Genomic DNA, 17,722 nt, shown 5'->3' on the forward strand with positions numbered 1-17,722 from the left:
GGGGGGAGCCATGTTTTTTAAACCTATATTTTTTAGAGGGGGAATCCACCCTGGAGAGAAAGAAATAACTTCTGAAAAAAAAATTGAAAAGATGCCGGAGGTGGGGACCTACAGAGTAACTACCCTTCAGCATATAGGTGTCCCTGCTGCTGTCATGGTCAAGGTAGGGGATCACGTAAAAAAATATCAAAAGATAGGAAAGGCTCAGGTAAAATTTTCTGCTTTTATTCACTCTCCCTGTTCCGGGAAAATTACCCAGATAAAAAAAATTAATATAAGGGGACGGGAAGCAGAAGAGATAACTATAGAAAATGATTTTTCAGGGGAAGAATTTGAAAGAAAGGGTCTTCGAAATTTTACTCCTGAAAAACTCCAGGAATTAGTGGATGATCTGGGGATAGTAGGTCTCGGAGGAGCTACCTTTCCTACCCATATTAAACTGGAAGGAAAGTTGAAAACCATCATAATAAATGGTGTTGAATGTGAGCCCTATTTAAACGCTGATAATAGAGTAATGATCGAGAGTACGTATGAAATATTAGATGGAATAGAAATTCTTATGACGACATTTGACATGGAAGAAGGGATAATAGGGATAGAGGAAAATAAAGTTGTGGCCATTGAAAAAATGGAACAGGCTGTCAAAGGATATTCCAGGATCAGGGTACAAAAATTACCCACCATATATCCCCAGGGGGCAGAAAAACAGCTTATAAAAGCTTTATTGAAAAAGGAGATAAAATCTTTTCCCATGGAGATAGAGGCTGTCACTTTAAATGTTGGTACTATTTTGGCTATCTACAGGGGAGTAACCTATGGAACTCCAATAGTCGAACGTATAGTCACAGTATCCGGGGAAGGGATAGAAAACCCTAAAAACCTATCTATTCCCATAGGAACTCCGGTAAAAGATGTTTTAAATTATGTAGGAGTTAAGGAAGATATAGTGGATAAAATCATAGCCTGCGGGCCTATGATGGGCCGAGAGATAGGAGAAACAGAGGTCACTTCCAAGGGAATGAACGGTATTTTGGCCTTAGGAAAGGAAAAATTTCCTCCTAAATTACCTTGTATAAGGTGCGGAAGGTGTGTAGACGTATGCCCCATGGGGCTTCTCCCCTTGGAATATGACAGGCTGGCAAAAAAAGGGAAGTATCATCAGATGGAAAAAGAATTTTCCCTGTCTTCCTGTATAAAATGCGGCAATTGTGAATATATATGTCCCAGCCAGGTTCCTCTGATGGAGGCTATATTTTTAGGACTGGAAAAGGGAAGGGATAGAGATGACTAAGACAGCTCCTTATATTAGTTCAAAGAACACAACTCAAAATCTCATGAGAGAAGTGGGGATAGCCCTCCTTCCATGTATGGCAGTGAGTATCTATTTTTATGGAACAGCAGCGGTAAAGATCCTGTTAAGTACGGTAATATTTTCATTTTTTACTGAAATTTTTTGGCAAAATATAAAAAAAGAGAGGACTCACGATGGCAGCGGGATAATAGCCGGGCTGATCCTGGCCCTCTCTCTGCCGTCCACAACTCCATTTTATGTAGCAGGAATAGGAGGGGTTATAGCCATTTCAAGTAAACATATCTTGGGAGGGCTGGGGAAAAATTTATTTAATCCGGCAATCCTGGGAAGGTTATTTTTAATGATAGTATTTCCCATGTACCTCTATCAGGTAAATAACTTTGATGGAACTGCCGGGGTGTCCCTCTACCCTATTATAAAATATGGGGGGCTCTCTGAAATCATAGGTGACCTGGGAGAACCTTTATTTTACAGGAATTTAATCCTGGGAAACAGGCTGGGAAGTATCGGAGAAAGCTCTATAATTGCAGTTTTTTTAGGGTATGTTTATCTGGTCTGTAAAAAATCCATAAAGTGGGAGGGACCTGTAATCTTATTGGGAACAATATATGTATTGAACAGTTTTGTGTCTCCTAATCCATTTTTAAATATGATCATAGGGGGCGGATTATTTGCTTCGGTATTTATAGTTACCGATCCGGTTACCAGCCCCTATACAAGGCTGGGATATGGTTTTTATCTGGTATTGATGGGAATCTTTATTTTCGGGATAACGGAATTTACCAGTCAGCCCACAGGGATAACCATGGGGATATTAGGAGCAAATTTAATGGTTCCCATAATCAATAGATATACTCCAAACAGGGTTTTTGCCAAATCCTATCCCTATCTTAAACTTGTAAAATTGATTTTAATCAGCAGTTTATTTATAATGGGAGGATTTTATCTAGTCACCTATAAAAATAAAGAGATTATTCCCAAGGGGATAAATTATACAAATTTAAGAAAATATTTCGGAAGTGATGTGGAATTTGAGGACAAAATAATTGAGGATGGATTTATCTATTATCCCTTAAAAAGAGATGAAATGGATATAGGAACTTATGTTGTGGGAGACTCCAAGGGATACGGAAAAGAAAGGATAGGTTTTGATCTGGCTGTAGATACAGAACATAAGATAAAAGGGCTGACAATAACTCATGAAAAGGAAACGTGGAGATTGGGAGACCAGATCTCTTCTTCCTGCTGGCAGAATCAGTGGATAGGAAGGGACAGCAGTTATAAGTTCAATAAAGAAGTTGATGGTTTTTTAGGGGCTACATATACCTCTAAAAATCTGCACAGGACCTTTAAAAAAATCCTGCAAACTCATGAAAGACTCTTTGGTAAAGGTTATTCCGACATAGATGGAAGTGGAGGGGCTACCGATACATACACAGATGGAACCGGAGGAGCCACAGATATAGACGGAACCGGCGGGGCTACAGATTAAGAAAAGGAGAAAATATGGATATATATGAAGAGATCGAAAAAATTATAGAAAATTTAGAGGATAAAAATAATGAATTGGAAGTGTTGGAATTCATTCAAAATTCAGAGGGCTGTATATCTAAAGATATGATAAAATTTGTTGCAGAGAAGATGGATAAATTTGATTTTTCTATTGAGAATACAATTAAATTCTATCCCCACCTGAAGACCGAGGGGAAACAAATTATAGAGGTGAAGGTCTGCACCCATACAGCTTGTAAAAACAATGGAAGCGGGAAGATACTGGAGGAAGCTAAAAAGCTTTTAGGGGTAGAAGTAGATGAAATAACTCCTGACGGGAAATACAGATTGATGACCCAGAGATGTTTCGGTCAGTGCGGGAAGGGACCCAATGTGAAGATAGGCAGTGAGATCTATAATAAGATGACCCCTGAGATCCTGGGCAATTTACTAATAGAAAAAAATTAACCACGAATTACACTAATGGACATAAATAAAAGAATTTGTCGATAATAAAAGGAGTATAAGATGTTAATAAAAGATTTAAAGATAGATCAAGTTTTAGAAAACAAGGAGATAGCAGAGACTTTTCTGTGTTCAAACCAGGGGGGAGTCAGAAAGAGTAAGAAAACTAATACCATAGTTCTGCTGGCTAAATTTAATAACTGCTCGTATAAACACAGAAAGGATGGAGATATCCTTTATTTTACCGGGATGGGTAAAAAAGGTGATCAGGAGATGAAAAGACAGAATAAATCTATCTTAAATGCCAAAGGGGAGGGGTTTGCCCTTCATCTGTTAGAATTATATGAAGATAAAAAATATATCTACAAGGGAGAGGTGGAGCTGGTTTCGAGTCCCGTAATAGAGAGACAATTAGATGACAATAAAGAGGAGAGGGATGTTTTTATCTTTCCCCTAAAGATAAAGTAATGGTCAAAAAAAAAACTAAGGACACTATAAATAGTGTCCTTTTAAGATTTTGTTAAAATCTAGGAGGAAAAGGATGAGAATATTTCACTTTGATAAGCTGGGATCTACCAATGACTATCTGAAGGAAAAAAAGGATAAAAAAGAGTGGGATCTGGTTATAGCAGACATTCAAACTTCCGGGCGGGGAAGGAGGGGAAACCTTTGGGTATCTCCTCCAGGAGCAGGACTGTTCAGCTTCGCCTTGAAGGAAGACCCAAACCTAAGTATGGAAGAATACAGCAAACTGCCGCTGATCGCGGGTATCGCCTTATTAAAGGGGTTGAAAACTGTGGTAAAATTAAACTATAAATTTAAATGGACCAACGATATCTATTTATGCGACAAAAAATTATCCGGGATCCTGGTAGAAAAAGTAGGAGATTTTTTTATTATAGGAATAGGGATAAATATAAATAATTTAGAATTTTTAGGAGAATCTAAAAACGGGATCTCTTTAAAAAGTGTAACGGAGGATGAGTATGAGGTCGTAAACACCATAAAAATAATTATGGATTCATTTAAAAAATATTGGAATAGATATCTCAGGGGAGAGTGGAATGAAATTTTATACGAGATAAATGAAAAAAATCACCTTCTGAACAGGGAGATAGAGGTAGAGTTTTTAGGTAATAAGGTATCCGGCATAGGAAGAAAAATTCTGAAAAATGGTAAATTAGAGGTAGAAACTGTGGATGGAATAAAAGAATTTATGGTAGGAGAGGTCCATATTAAATTATAGAGGGAGACTATGGTGAGGAAAAAAATGAAAAAAGGACTTATGAATACAGTAATTCTCCTGATTATTTCCATTATTTTGGGAAATACTCTGAGGATAGATGCAAGTATAGATGAAAACTTGAAAGTTAAAATGTATTATAGTTTGGCTATATTTATGAATTTGATTCCAATAACCTATTTTTTGTTTAAATTCAGAGTGGCTAAAAAAAGACCGATATTCTTTATGGGGTTTATCTTCTATTATTTAATAATCCTGCCCATATGGATGAGCTTTGCCTTTGAAGAAGGAATGGTGGGGAAGTTAGGTCTAACCAGAGATAGTTTGACATCATTGAAATGGATAATAATATTAAACTTAATATTTTTATTGATCTCTCAGTTATTTATATTCAAATATGTATTTGTGGATATTTTATCCGGCAGGAGGAGAGGTAAGAGTAATGATATCGGAATAGTCTTTTTAACCTATATAACACTGGGAATAATTTTTGGTTTTTTGTATATATTGCTGATAGAAAATAATCCAAATGCCTTAGGGGGTATGATACTGGAAGGTCTGGGAGCAAAAGGCTTATATTTCAGGGGAATGTATTTTAGTTTTATAACCTTAACCAGTGTAGGTTATGGAGAAATAGTTCCCATATCTCTGGCTGCCCAGGCATTGACAATATTAGAGAGTGTCATGGGTGTTTTACTCCTGAGTTTTTCCCTGGGGATTGTATTTAGTTCTAATTTGAATATAAAGGAAGAACAGGAAAGAATAGAAAAAGAAAATTTACAGAAAAAGAATATAAATGGGGATATCTCCCCGGAAAAATATGAAGAATTGAAAAGAACGTTAATGACGGAGTTTCAGGATAGTTTGGATAGGAATATTGAAAGGTATATGGAAGAAAAAGATAAAAAATGATGTAAATCTGTGACAAAATAATACCCGTAAAGGGCATCACCAATATACTACCAGTCAGTGGCATCACCAAGACTTCTAGAGATTATTACATAATCTAAGAATCTTGAGATATTAGTATACTTTGTAAACATAGGATATTGCGAAAAAAGGAGAAGAAAAAAATGGAAAAAGTAATCGTCGGATTAAGCGGGGGAGTGGACTCCTCAGTAACGTCATATATTTTGAAAGAAGAGGGGTATGAGGTAACAGCAGTAACTCTGCAGGTGGATAAAAACTCCCAGGGAGAGATAGGAGAAGCTAAAAAAGTGGCCGATACATTAGGAATAAAACACATAGTTTTAGATGTGTCGGAAGATTTTGAAAAGATAGTAGTTAAGAATTTTTTAGAGGGATATAGCAGCGGCACAACCCCTTCCCCCTGTGTAGTATGCGATGAGAGGATAAAGATGAAGAGTCTGATAGACTATGCAGACTCGGTGGGAGCAAAATATATAGCCACAGGACATTACTGTAATTTGGAATATTCTCCAGAAATGGATAAATATCTCCTGAAGAATGCAGCAGATATACGTAAAGACCAGACCTATATGCTGTATAGATTGGATGAGAGCACCCTCAAAAGGATGAAATTTCCCCTGTATAACTTTACTAAAACAGAGGTCAGGGAGATGGCCAAAAAAATAGGATTGGTAACTCATAATAAGAAAGACAGCCAGGGGATATGTTTTGCCCCAGAGGGGTATAAAAAATACCTGCAGGAGAAATTAAAAGATAAGATAGAAAAGGGCAACTTTGTAGACGAAGATGGAAACATAATGGGAACTCATGATGGATACCAGCTCTATACCATCGGGCAGAGAAGGGGTTTAAATTTAAAAAAACCCAGACCCTATTTTATACTGGATATAAGACCTTCTAAAAACGAGATCCTTTTGGGAGACTACGATAAACTTTTTATGAAGGAGGTCGAGCTGATAGATTATAAGTTTGTGGTTGAGATAGATAAATTGTTGGAGGTAGAACTCATGGGGAGACCAAGATTCTCCAGTCATGGATCCATGGGAAAGTTAAAAAGAATATCCGAACCTGGAAGGGAAGACAGGATATATTTTGAATATGAAGAGAAAAATCCGCAGAATGCCAAGGGGCAGCATATGGTCCTGTATTACGGTAAATACCTGGTAGGGGGAGGAGTGATAGGGTGAAAAAAATACTTGTGATATTGATGGTTTTAACCTTTATAGGCTGCAGTAAAGTTGATGAAAGAACTGAAAGGTTGGTTTTTACCGGGCAAATAATTCAGGTTACCATAGACAGTATAGGGGAGTTGGAATTAGGGGACAGTTCGGAAATAACTTTTAAATTATGGGGATATGACCTATATGCGGCCGATGTCAGCGGGACTCTGTTGAATGAATATACATATAACCTCTCTAAATTACCGGTGACCTATGGGGTCGACTATCAAAAAGAATGGGATGAGAAAATAAAACCTGCTGGAAGCGGTAAATACGGATACTATATAACTTTAGAGATGAAAAGCCCAGACGGAAAAGAATATAAGGTAGATTATGAGGCTACCGACAAAGATTATTTTGGAACCAGAAAAACCAGGATTGAGGAATTGTCGGGAAAGATCTATATAAAGGAAGTAAAATAAAATATTATTTTAATATCCTAATTTTATAGGGTATACTGAAAATAGTTATATCATTTAATAAGTGATTAGGAGGAAAGATGGATAAAAGCATTAGAATTACTTTTAGACAAATAATGTTTATTTTAATAGTAATATTTGGTTTTATATTTTTTGAAATAACTAATAAAAATACTTCACATTCATTAAATGTCTTTTCAAGTAGAACTCATTCAAAAGGTGATATATTAGCAGATAGAATGTCTAAAATTGTAATTTTAACAAAAGTAGGAGCAACAGCTCAAAAAGAATTAGCTAATGAAATAAAAAAATCTGGGAGTTATAATTTTTCGTATAATATACTAAAAATAGATGAAGCAATAAGAGAACTTAATGAATTAAAAGTATTTGATGAATTATTACATTACAAAGGTTTAACTTTATCTTATTTAAAAGAAATTAATAAATTATTAGAACTCGGAGAAGAAAAATTCAAAGATTATAATAGTGTAACAGTATCTAAATTTAATAATCAAGCAAAAATAGTTGAAAAATTGTATGAATTAGATAGAGAAGAACTATTAAAAATTCTCCATAAAAATAATATTGAATATTATGTAAAATCTGATGGTGGAATTAGATTTACATGGAAAGAATTGAAATAAAATTTATACAAAAGATATCAAAATTAATAATAAGTAATCAGGAGGAGATAAGATGTCGCATAGAATAAAAAAAGATGAGTGTATTTCATGTGGAGCATGTGAAGATATATGCCCGGTAACTTGTATTTCAGAGGTAGAAGACGGCAAAAGATTGATAGATGAAGATGCGTGTATCGACTGTGGAGCATGTGCAGGAGTGTGCCCGGTAGCTTGTATAGATCAAGTATAAGTTTATTGGAGGATTAAAATATTCGGTGAATATTTTAATCCTCTTTTTTTATAGATGAATAAACTAAAAAAAAATGATATAATAGTAAAAAACCACAGGGGGAATCATGGATATAAAGAAATACGCTCAGGAAATATTTGATGTTGAAATAGAGGAATTGAAAAAAGTAAGGGATAAGATAGGAAAAGAAATAGAGAGAACAGCCAGGCTGATCATGGAGTGCAGGGGAAAGGTTGTTGTTACAGGAATCGGAAAATCCGGGATAGTAGGAAAAAAAATAGCCGCTACCCTGGCTTCTACAGGAACATTGACAGTATTTATGAACTCAGCTGAAGGTCTTCATGGAGACCTTGGGATGGTACACAGAGAAGATGTGGTAATAGCTATCTCAAACTCAGGAAACAGTGATGAAGTGGTATCGATAATCCCATCAATAAAAAAAATAGGTGCAAAATTAATAGCCATGACTGGAAACAAAAATTCGAAATTAGGAATGGAAGCCAATGAAATACTGGATATAGGTGTTGAAAGGGAAGCCTGTCCTATGAATATAGCTCCTACCTGCTCTACTACAGCTACTATGGTTATGGGAGATGCTTTAGCATCGGTACTTATTAAACTCAGAAACTTCAAACCGGAAAACTTTGCTGTATATCATCCGGGAGGCAGCCTGGGGAGAAGACTGCTCATGAAGGTAAAAGATGTAATGCATAGCGGATCCGACCTTGCAGTTGTAGGAAAAAATACCGGTATAGATGAGATATTGGTGACTATGACAAAGAAAAAATTAGGAGCTGTCTGTGTATTGGAAGACGGGATGATGACAGGAATAATAACAGAGGGAGATATCAGAAGGGCATTGGGAAATAAAGAGGAATTTTTCACCTATAAAGCTAAAGATATCATGATCTCTAAATTTACCTATATTCAAGCTGAAAAGATGGCCGTAGATGCATTGGAACTAATGGAAAACAGGGATAGCCAGATTTCGGTTTTACCTGTGTTAGAGGGGCAGAAATTAATAGGTATGGTAAGGATCCATGATTTATTAAATAGTGTTAATTAATCTTGACAAGTTTACTATGATAATATATAATTCATATATTAAGAGAATATAATATTGATTTATGGGAGGAGTTAAAATGGTAAATAAAGATATGAATATATTAGAAGCTGTACAACAGTATCCAGTAATAGTTCAAGTGTTCCAAAGATACGGACTTGGGTGAGTAGGTTGTATGGTAGCCTCAGGTGAGAGCTTAGGAGAAGGAATCGCGTCACACGGATTAAATGCTGATGTTGTAATCGAAGAGATGAATAAATTAATCGAAGAAACTAAGTAATTTTATTAAGTTATTTATATAGAAAAGACCTCTGAAATTTCAGAGGTCTTTTTTATATATATACTCTAATTTTATCAGATAATCATATTGCCGGCCATGACCAAGGACATAACGATAAAGATAGGCTTTATAAATTTAGCTCCATTTTTTACAGCCATTTTACTACCTAGTTTAGAACCTAAGATCATAAATACTGTAGAGATAAGCCCGTACCTAAGATCCACTTGTCCATGGTATAAAAAAGTAAGGAGAGCAGCAAAACCAGTGGTTAAATTTAACACCTTGGTATTGGCAGTGGCAGCTGTGAAATCAAATTTAAAAATTTTGACTAAACCAAACATAAAAAATGTTCCCGTACCGGGGCCAAAGAAGCCGTCGTAAAATCCCAAAATAGAAGTTAAAATCTTACCTAAAAATTTATTTTTAGGAGTAAACCCGTCAAAGGAATTTATCATCCCTACTTTTTTAGAAATAATAGTGTAGATGGCTACTCCAAAAATCATAAAAGGGATCAGCACCTTTAAGATATCAGGGGTAATAAATTGCAGGGCACTTACACCAATAACTGCTCCTATAAATGCAAAGGGAATCATAAGCTTGAGTAATTTAAAATTTAATTTATTACTCTTAAAAAATTCGTGGCTGCTGACCAGTGTTCCGGCAGAGGCAGCCAGCTTATTTGTACCTAGAGCAAGATGGGGTGGAAGGCCGACTAAAAGCAGTGTAGGGGTACTGATTAGTCCTCCTCCTCCAGCGATAGAGTCGATAAATCCGGCTATAAACATTCCTAATCCGATCAATAAAATTTCCATAGTTCCTCCATAATTTTTAATATAATTAATATTCTATAGGATTCTATCAAAATAATCAATGGCTGATATTTTCAGAAAGGGTATTTTTATCAGAACATTCTATTATTAAATTTGCTCAATGCCGAAATGACGCACTTTTTGTCTATAAATATGGTATAATATTTTCCTGTTTTCTGGACTAAAGTTCGTAGTTTTTCTTATGATATTGTTAAAAAAATAACTTAATAAAAAATAATAGAAAAATAATTTCAATATACGTAAATAAATTGTGAAAAAAGTTGATAATAGATTGATAAAAAATGATCAATTGTTGATTTAAGTGAAATTTAAGTGTATATAATTAAAGTACTATATTTATATATATATGTTCTGAATTTAATCTTTTTATTTTGAAAAAGTTAGAAAAGATCTAAAAAAGAATATCTGTATTTTCAGAGGTTGTTAAAATGAAAAAAATGGAAACGGGAAAATAAAAAAAATAGGGAGTGATTTATGAAAAACAAAGATGTATTTATATTTGGTTTGGCGATATTTGCCATGTTTTTTGGAGCAGGAAATTTAATTTTTCCCCCGGAAATAGGAATGGTATCTGGAAAAGAGTGGTTAAAAGCGGCTATGGGATTTTTTACAACAGGGATATGTCTGCCTGTCTGTGGTTTATTAGCTTTTAGTCAGGTTGGAGATATAGATAATTTTGCAGTAAAAGTATCGGAGAAATTTAATAAAGTGTATTTTATGCTTTTAATTACAGCTATAGGACCAATGCTTGGAATTCCAAGGACTGGAGCTACAGTTTATGAGATGGGAATAGTTCCTAATTTTGGGAATATAAACTCATTGCTGGTATCATCTCTATATTTTCTGGTTGTGCTTATGTTGGTAATAAAACCTACTAAATTAATAAATATAATAGGTAAATATTTAACGCCGATAATTTTGGCAATATTAGCGGTTATAATAATAAAGGGAGTTTTATTTAAAATAGGAGTAGCAGGGGAAAAAACCATAGAAGAAAGTGCGTTTTCTTATGGCTTTTTAGGCGGGTATCAGACTATGGATGCCATAAGTTCAGTTCTTTTGGGAACTATAATTATCAAAGGTCTCAAGGAAAGCGGGTATGTTGATAAAAAAGTTCAAAGATCTATGATTATGAAATCAGGATTGGTAGCAGGCTTAGGCATGGCTTTAGTATATGGAGGATTGTTATATCTGGGATCTATGGTAAATGGAGATGGAAACACATTAAGCAGATCTGCTTTGACTATGCATCTTGCAGTCTCTACTCTGGGTAAATTCGGAACGGTGGCTTTGGGACTCTGTGTGACGGTTGCATGTTTGACAACTTCCATAGCCTTGGTTGCTATAACATCTGATTTTTTTTCGGAGCAATTAAATGTGTCTTACAAAATTACAGCTATAGTTATTTGTGTGGTATCGGCAATACTGGCAGCCACAGGGGTTGGTTTTATAGTGAAGATAGCTATCCCTATCCTTACGTTACTTTATCCTGTGACGATAGTATTGATAACTTTAAATATTTTTAAAGTGAAAGAAAAATTAATTTTTAAAGGCAGTGTATATACAACGTTATTTTTTAGTATCCTTGAAGTAATAAATAAATATACTGTTTCCCCTGAAATTGAAAATATCTTTAATCGTATACCATTTGGAGAAAATGGGTTTGCCTGGCTGATCCCAGCAGTACTCATAACTGTTTTTACAAAACTAACTATAGAGTTCTCTCCTAAATTGGAAATGAAAAAAATAAAAAAATTCTCATTAAATATCAAGAAGGTTTTAACCTCTATAATAAAATAAACTTTAGATAATAGAAAAAATAAAAAATTAAATTTTAAAAATGTTAACACAAAAACCTTTGAATTTTCAGGGGTTTTTCTTTATATATTTTAGAAGACCCTGGGAGGATAATTCAATAGACGTTAAATATACGTTAAATATACACTCGGTATATATTAAATATATATACTGGATTAACATAGTTATAAATTTGAATATAAGGGGAACATAATTATATTGAATGATTCTAGAAGATGTTCTATAATGGTTTGATATGTTAAATTATTAGAGGGGGATTAAGGTGGAACATAAGGGGTATGGACTTGCATTTTTAGCAGGGGTAACGTGGGGAACTCTTGGGATTATCTCACATTATTTAGGAGAAACAGGGGTTGGACCATTTGAAATAGCTTTTTTGAGGCTATTATTTGCTTTTTTATCGATGTTTGTATTTTATTTAGTTACAGACAGAAAAAAGCTGAAAGTAGGAAGAGAAGGGTTGAAACATTCTATGTTAATAGGGGTAATAACCCAGGGTACCATGAGTTTGGCAATATATAAATGTATATCTATGACATCTACCACAGTTGGGGTAATGATGGTGTGTTTAGGACCGCTTTTTACAGCGATATTGTCGAGAATATTTTTTAATGAAAAACTTACTCTCTTCAAGGGGTTAGCCCTGAGTCTGGCATTTTACGGGGCATTTCTTGTGGTGGCTGGAGGAGACGTATCTGCTCTGCAGGCTAACGGGATTGGTCTTTTGATAGGTTTGATATCGGCACTGGCATACGGATTTTTCCCTATACTGACTAAGAGAATACCTGAAAAATGCAATCTCACAGGGATCCTTATGTATAGTTTTTTAGTGGGAGCTGTATACGTATTTTCCATGCTGGATATGGAAATATTATTGGGAGCACTCAGTTTAAAAATGGTAGGGATATCTGTGATATTGGGAATAGTTCCCACGGTTTTATCCTGTACTTTTTATTCTTTTGCGTTGAAATTTACTACACCTACAAAGGCTGGAATAATGAGTCTGGTGGAACTTCCAACTGCTGCCATTATAGGGCACTTTTTCCTGGGGGAGTATCTGTTTGTTGTGAATGTGATAGGAATTATCATATTACTCACAGGAACAGTGGTATCAAAGGTAGAGCTGCCGGAGAAAAAAACAGCTGTTTTAGCTGAATAACTTATATTTTTATTCACTTTAAAAATATAAAATTTAACTTAACTGCTTTAAAAAAAAAACTTATTATGTTATAATCAAGTAAATATAGACTAAGAAATTAGGAGAAAGATATGAAATTTGAAGACAACCAAACTTATTATTACTATTATTAATTGAGGGACTGTGTAGAGATATTACAGCCCATTTTATAGTATACTAATAGGGGTTGTATCTGAATTAAACTTTTTAAAGCTTGCAGATATAATCTGTGAGCTTTTTTTTATAAAAAATAAAAATTATGTATATAAAAGGAGATCAATTATGGATATCAATGTAGAGGTGCAAAGACAGTTAAATATATTAAAAAGGGGAGTAGAGGAATTAATTTCTGAGAAGGAATTAGAAAAAAAATTAAAGAAATCACTGGAGACAAATACCCCGTTAATCGTAAAATTAGGGATAGACCCGACTGGTTCAGACTTACACATAGGTCACGCAGTACCCCTTAGAAAGTTAAAGCAGTTTCAAGATCTGGGACACAGGGTAAAATTTTTAATCGGAACATTTACAGCCAGGATAGGAGATCCTACAGGAAAATCTGAAACCAGGCCAATGCTGTCTTCTGAAGATATCACAAAGAATATCCAGACATATTTAGACCAGTTAAAGCTGATCTTAGATATGGAAAAAACAGAGGTTGTGTATAACGGTGACTGGCTGGAAAAATTAAAATTAGAAGATGTATTGAAATTATTATCTCAATTTACAGTGGCACAGATGATTCAAAGGGATGATTTTTCCAAAAGATTAGCAGCAGGAAAACCTGTATCACTGGTAGAATTTATGTACCCGATCTTACAGGGATATGACTCCGTAGCAATAGATGCCGATGTAGAATTAGGAGCAACTGAGCAGACATTTAATTTATTGAGAGGTAGAGATCTGCAGAGAAATGCAGGAACAGAACCGCAAGTATGTATGATGATGCCTATCTTAGAGGGGTTAGACGGAGTAGAAAAGATGTCTAAATCACTTAATAACTATATCGGGATAACAGAAGCTCCCAACGATATGTTTGGAAAAGTAATGTCTATCTCAGACGACCTTATGTGGAACTACTATGAGGTAGCTACAGATGTTCCCATGGAAGAGGTTGGAAGATTAAAGGCAGGAGTAGCCGATGGCAGTATCCATCCTATGGATTGTAAAAAAAGATTGGGTGCAGAGATTGTAACTATCTACCACAATGAGGAAGAGGGAAGAAAGGCCTATGACTGGTTTGAAAATGTATTCTCCAAGAGAAATATGGATGTAGACCTCCCAGAGGTAAAGATAGATGAAGATGAAGTAGGAGCAATCGACCTGTTGGTTAAAAAGTTAAACTTCTTTAAGGGAACTTCTGATGCCAGAAGACTCATCACTCAGGGTGGATTTAAGGTAAATGATGTGGCAGTTAAAGATGTAAAAGCAATGATAAAGATAGAGGCTGGAATGATAGTAAGAGCAGGAAAAAAGAAGATAGTTAAAATCACTAAATAAGAGCCCCAGGAGGGGAGATGAAAAAATCCCTGATTTTCAGGGATTTTTTTGATCTCTAGAACTTTCAACTTATATATTTTTTAATTTTTCAATAAACATATCTATGGGCTGTACCCCTAACAGGTCATCTTTGTCATTGAAAAAAATCCTAGGGACAGAACTTATCCCAAATTCATTGGAAAGATCACTGTATAGGTTGGTCTGTATCATCTCAGCGTCAATATTTTCATTTAATTGAGCTATTTTAAAAGCTGTCATAACTGCCTTGGGGCAGTGGGGGCATTGTAAACTTACAAATACTTTGATATTTATTTTTTTATTGATCTGTTTAATAGCATCTTCTAATTTGCTTTCCAACGGAACTGCCAATCCAGAACTTTCCAGGATGGCAAATAAAAGTGAATTTATCTCATGCCCGGTGGGAATTCCATAAAATTTAATTCCGGTAGGCTGATCTTCTGCCAAAATGGTAGTTCCCGGAACCTTATCAATTCTATATTTTTCAGCTAAATCAGAGTTTTTAATTAAATCATATTCTATAAATTGTATCTTATTATTCAATTGGGCTAACTGCATCATCATAGTGACTACCTCATCACACAGAGGTTTCCCACTTTCCACAAAGGTAATAATTTTAATTGGATTTTTTATTTTATTCAGCTCTTCTTTCATATGCTTTAAAACTTCATTATTGAATATTTCCGGCATCTCCTTCCCTCCCTTCTCATCTATCTGAAATATATATATTTCATTTATCGTTCTCTTTCTACTTACTCTCTAATTATATATTTACCATAGATGAAAAAATCCTTTAAGAAAATAGAAAAAATATGCTAAACTTTTATCATGGTAGTTCGATTAATAAAAAAAAAGGGGGACAAATGAGGTTAGAAAAGAAAATATATATATATTTAGTAGTTTTGATAACGGTTATACTGCTTATAACGCACTTTATTTTTTTTAAAACCAGAGTTCAGATAGAAAATGTGAATGAACGGAAAAATCTTGGAAATATAGCTCTGACACTCAGCCGGGATCCGTTTATAATAGAAAATTTATATAAAAAAAATTCCAAAAATATACAGGCTTATACCAATAAAATATGGTCTGAATTAGAGGATGTAGATTTTATAACTGTAGCGGATATGGAGAGCAGGAGATATTCCCATATAGATCCTCAATATATAGGTGAAATCTTTAAAGGCGGGGATGAAAAGGCAGTTGTAGAAGAGGGAAAGTCATATTTTTCAATGGCCAGAGGAACCCAGGGAGTGTCTCTCAGAAAATTTATACCTATAGATTATGAAGGGAAACAGATAGGGTTTATAAGTGTGGGAAAATTCCAGGTAGAGAGAGATAAGTGGAAAAATAATTTTATTTTTGAGTCAATATTTTTATTTTTTATAATCCTTTCATTTGGAGCTTTTTTATCATATTTTCTGGCTGAGAGTATAAAAAAAGAAATTTTCGGATACGAGCCTGTGGAAATAGGGAGATTTTATGCTGAAAAAAAAGTGATATTTGACAATATGCACGAGGGAATAGTAACTATAAACAATAAGGGAGAAATCACTAAAACCAATATAGCAGCTCAAAATATGCTGACTTCAGAGGATGATGAAATATTCAAACGGTTATTTGAAACAGTGATAAAAACACAATCCGGATTTGACGACAGGGAGATAATGGTAGAAGGCGGAAAATTATTTGTAAGTGCGATAAAATTAAATAAAACAAAAAAAATCCTGGATGTTATCTTTATCCTGAGGGATGGAGGAGAGGTAAAAAGGGTGGCCAGGGAGATAACGGGAGTCGGCCAGATAATCAACTCCATGAGAGCCAATGTCCATGAATTTAAGAATAAGATCCATGTAGTTTCCGGGCTGCTGCAGCTGGAGGAATATGAAAAAGCTAAGGATTATATCCTCTACCTGGAATATGAAGTGGAGAATGAAAAACACAATGTTGTAGGAGTAAAAGACCCCATAATAGAAGCCCTTATCCTGGCAAAGATGAGTTTAGCTAAGGAACACAGGATAGATTTTAAGGTAGATGAAAAAGCGAAACTGGATAAAACCCATGGTGGGATAGATACCAATGATTTGGTTGTGATAATCGGGAATCTGTTGGAAAATGCAAGGGAAGCCTGTGAAAACAGTGCGGAAAAGAAGATTCAGGTTAATTTTTTTGAAGATGAGAGTAAATTGAGGGTAGAGGTTACAGACAGCGGCCGGGGTATAGACACCTATGAGATGGAAAAAATATTTAATATGGGTTATTCCTCCAAGGGTGAGGGACGCGGGTCCGGACTGGCGCTCATTAAAAATCTTGTGGAGATATATAGAGGCAGTATGAATATTAAGAGCCGGAAAAACAATAAAACATTTTGTGTGGAACTCAGTAAGGAGGGGAAGTTATGATAGATGTAGTTATTATAGAAGATGATCCCATGGTAAGTATGATAACGGAGAAGATAATAAATTCTGTAGGAGAATTTCGGGTAGTCAAAACCTTCAAAGAGGGAAAAGAAGCCGTTAAATATCTGGAAAAAAATAAGGTGGAATTAATAATATTGGATATGTTTTTACCTGATACCAATGGTTTGGTAACTTTAGAAACCATAAGAAAGAAAAAAGTTGGTGCAGAAGTTATTTTTCTGACAGCATCCAATAATACTGCTGAGATAGAGAGGGCATTTAAATTAGGAGCTATAGACTACCTCATAAAACCCTTTGATTTTAACCGGTTAAAGGATTCTTTGGGGAGATATTTAAATAAAAAAGCTAATATTTCAGGGAAGGAAGTTTTAAATCAAGGTGAAGTAGATAAATTATTTTTAAGGAATAAAACTAAGGGAAGCAGTGTCAAAGGGATCAGTGAAAAAACTTTGACGAAAATAATGGAAGTATTATTGCTGGATCCTTCCAAGGAATGGTCCTCCAAGGAAATTTCAGAAATTTTAAATACAAGTACGGTGACAGTAAAAAAATATCTGGATTATCTGATGGAGTTGGGAAGGGTGGAAAATTCAATATATTACGGCAGTGTAGGCCGACCTGAATATAAGTATAAGGTAATATTGTAAAATCAGAAAAAGATTG

General features: G+C 34.8%; 18 protein-coding genes and 1 pseudogene. 17 read left to right on the forward strand and 2 right to left on the reverse strand.

Features of this window, described 5'->3' with window-relative positions; all coding sequences use genetic code 11:
• Window positions 1-10: 10 nt before the first annotated feature.
• The 12 genes and pseudogenes from rsxC (at window position 11) to DYH56_RS09395 (ending at window position 9,296) form a co-directional block, all read left to right on the forward strand.
• Window positions 11-1,291, forward strand: coding sequence for an electron transport complex subunit RsxC (rsxC, locus tag DYH56_RS09340; RefSeq protein ID WP_114642598.1), 1,281 nt, complete (start codon window positions 11-13; stop codon window positions 1,289-1,291).
• Complete coding sequence (locus DYH56_RS09345; protein ID WP_114642599.1) at window positions 1,284-2,804, forward strand: RnfABCDGE type electron transport complex subunit D; 1,521 nt, start codon at window positions 1,284-1,286, stop codon at window positions 2,802-2,804. The genes rsxC and DYH56_RS09345 overlap by 8 nt, the downstream gene beginning before the upstream one ends.
• A gap of 14 nt (window positions 2,805-2,818) precedes the next feature.
• The gene (locus tag DYH56_RS09350) at window positions 2,819-3,271 is read left to right on the forward strand and encodes an NADH-quinone oxidoreductase subunit NuoE family protein (protein WP_114642600.1); all 453 of its coding nucleotides are present in this window, start codon (window positions 2,819-2,821) and stop codon (window positions 3,269-3,271) included.
• A 60-nt stretch (window positions 3,272-3,331) separates the two neighbouring features.
• Window positions 3,332-3,736 (forward strand): SRA domain-containing endonuclease, encoded by a 405-nt coding sequence (locus tag DYH56_RS09355; protein ID WP_114642601.1) that lies wholly within the window; start codon window positions 3,332-3,334, stop codon window positions 3,734-3,736.
• A 73-nt stretch (window positions 3,737-3,809) separates the two neighbouring features.
• Window positions 3,810-4,514 carry a biotin--[acetyl-CoA-carboxylase] ligase gene (locus tag DYH56_RS09360; RefSeq protein ID WP_114642602.1) on the forward strand — a complete coding sequence of 235 codons (705 nt, stop codon included), beginning with the start codon at window positions 3,810-3,812 and terminating at the stop codon, window positions 4,512-4,514.
• Window positions 4,515-4,538: 24 nt separating this feature from the next.
• A complete protein-coding gene (locus tag DYH56_RS09365) occupies window positions 4,539-5,423 on the forward strand; it encodes a potassium channel family protein (RefSeq protein ID WP_158539110.1) in 885 nt (294 codons plus the stop codon).
• Window positions 5,424-5,560: 137 nt separating this feature from the next.
• A complete protein-coding gene (mnmA, locus tag DYH56_RS09370; RefSeq protein WP_114642604.1) occupies window positions 5,561-6,628 on the forward strand; it encodes a tRNA 2-thiouridine(34) synthase MnmA in 1,068 nt (355 codons plus the stop codon).
• Entirely contained in the window at window positions 6,625-7,083 is a 459-nt protein-coding gene (locus DYH56_RS09375) for a hypothetical protein (RefSeq protein ID WP_114642605.1), read from the forward strand. The genes mnmA and DYH56_RS09375 overlap by 4 nt, the downstream gene beginning before the upstream one ends.
• A 77-nt stretch (window positions 7,084-7,160) precedes the next feature.
• Complete coding sequence (locus DYH56_RS09380) at window positions 7,161-7,724, forward strand: hypothetical protein (RefSeq protein ID WP_114642606.1); 564 nt, start codon at window positions 7,161-7,163, stop codon at window positions 7,722-7,724.
• A gap of 52 nt (window positions 7,725-7,776) precedes the next feature.
• Window positions 7,777-7,953, forward strand: a complete 177-nt coding sequence (gene fdxA, locus DYH56_RS09385) for a 4Fe-4S ferredoxin (protein WP_114642607.1) — start codon at window positions 7,777-7,779, stop codon at window positions 7,951-7,953.
• A 106-nt stretch (window positions 7,954-8,059) separates the two neighbouring features.
• Window positions 8,060-9,019 (forward strand): KpsF/GutQ family sugar-phosphate isomerase, encoded by a 960-nt coding sequence (locus tag DYH56_RS09390; RefSeq protein ID WP_114642608.1) that lies wholly within the window; start codon window positions 8,060-8,062, stop codon window positions 9,017-9,019.
• A 76-nt stretch (window positions 9,020-9,095) separates the two neighbouring features.
• Window positions 9,096-9,296 (forward strand): annotated as a pseudogene (locus tag DYH56_RS09395) (DUF1858 domain-containing protein).
• Window positions 9,297-9,370: 74 nt separating this feature from the next.
• Here DYH56_RS09395 and DYH56_RS09400 read toward each other — a convergent pair.
• The gene (locus DYH56_RS09400; RefSeq protein WP_114642609.1) at window positions 9,371-10,108 is read right to left on the reverse strand and encodes a TSUP family transporter; all 738 of its coding nucleotides are present in this window, start codon (window positions 10,106-10,108) and stop codon (window positions 9,371-9,373) included.
• A 492-nt stretch (window positions 10,109-10,600) separates the two neighbouring features.
• On the opposite strand from DYH56_RS09400, the gene brnQ reads away from it, so the two are divergent.
• The 3 genes from brnQ to tyrS all read left to right on the forward strand — a co-directional run bounded on the left by brnQ (window position 10,601) and on the right by tyrS (window position 14,621).
• Window positions 10,601-11,926, forward strand: coding sequence for a branched-chain amino acid transport system II carrier protein (gene brnQ, locus DYH56_RS09405; RefSeq protein WP_114642610.1), 1,326 nt, complete (start codon window positions 10,601-10,603; stop codon window positions 11,924-11,926).
• Between the two features lie 280 nt (window positions 11,927-12,206).
• On the forward strand, window positions 12,207-13,103 hold the full coding sequence (locus DYH56_RS09410; protein ID WP_114642611.1) for a DMT family transporter: 897 nt from the start codon (window positions 12,207-12,209) through the stop codon (window positions 13,101-13,103).
• Between the two features lie 300 nt (window positions 13,104-13,403).
• A complete protein-coding gene (gene tyrS / locus DYH56_RS09415; protein WP_114642612.1) occupies window positions 13,404-14,621 on the forward strand; it encodes a tyrosine--tRNA ligase in 1,218 nt (405 codons plus the stop codon).
• 69 nt (window positions 14,622-14,690) lie between these two features.
• Here tyrS and pdo read toward each other — a convergent pair whose 3' ends face one another.
• Window positions 14,691-15,329 carry a protein disulfide oxidoreductase gene (gene pdo / locus DYH56_RS09420; RefSeq protein WP_114642613.1) on the reverse strand — a complete coding sequence of 213 codons (639 nt, stop codon included), beginning with the start codon at window positions 15,327-15,329 and terminating at the stop codon, window positions 14,691-14,693.
• Window positions 15,330-15,502: 173 nt separating this feature from the next.
• Between pdo and DYH56_RS09425 the strand changes: the two genes are divergently transcribed.
• A complete protein-coding gene (locus tag DYH56_RS09425; RefSeq protein ID WP_158539111.1) occupies window positions 15,503-17,041 on the forward strand; it encodes an ATP-binding protein in 1,539 nt (512 codons plus the stop codon).
• Complete coding sequence (locus tag DYH56_RS09430; protein WP_114642615.1) at window positions 17,038-17,706, forward strand: response regulator; 669 nt, start codon at window positions 17,038-17,040, stop codon at window positions 17,704-17,706. The genes DYH56_RS09425 and DYH56_RS09430 overlap by 4 nt, the downstream gene beginning before the upstream one ends.
• Window positions 17,707-17,722: the final 16 nt, after the last annotated feature.

The sequence above is a fragment of the Psychrilyobacter piezotolerans genome, assembly GCF_003391055.1.
In the GTDB taxonomy this organism is placed as follows: domain Bacteria; phylum Fusobacteriota; class Fusobacteriia; order Fusobacteriales; family Fusobacteriaceae; genus Psychrilyobacter; species Psychrilyobacter piezotolerans.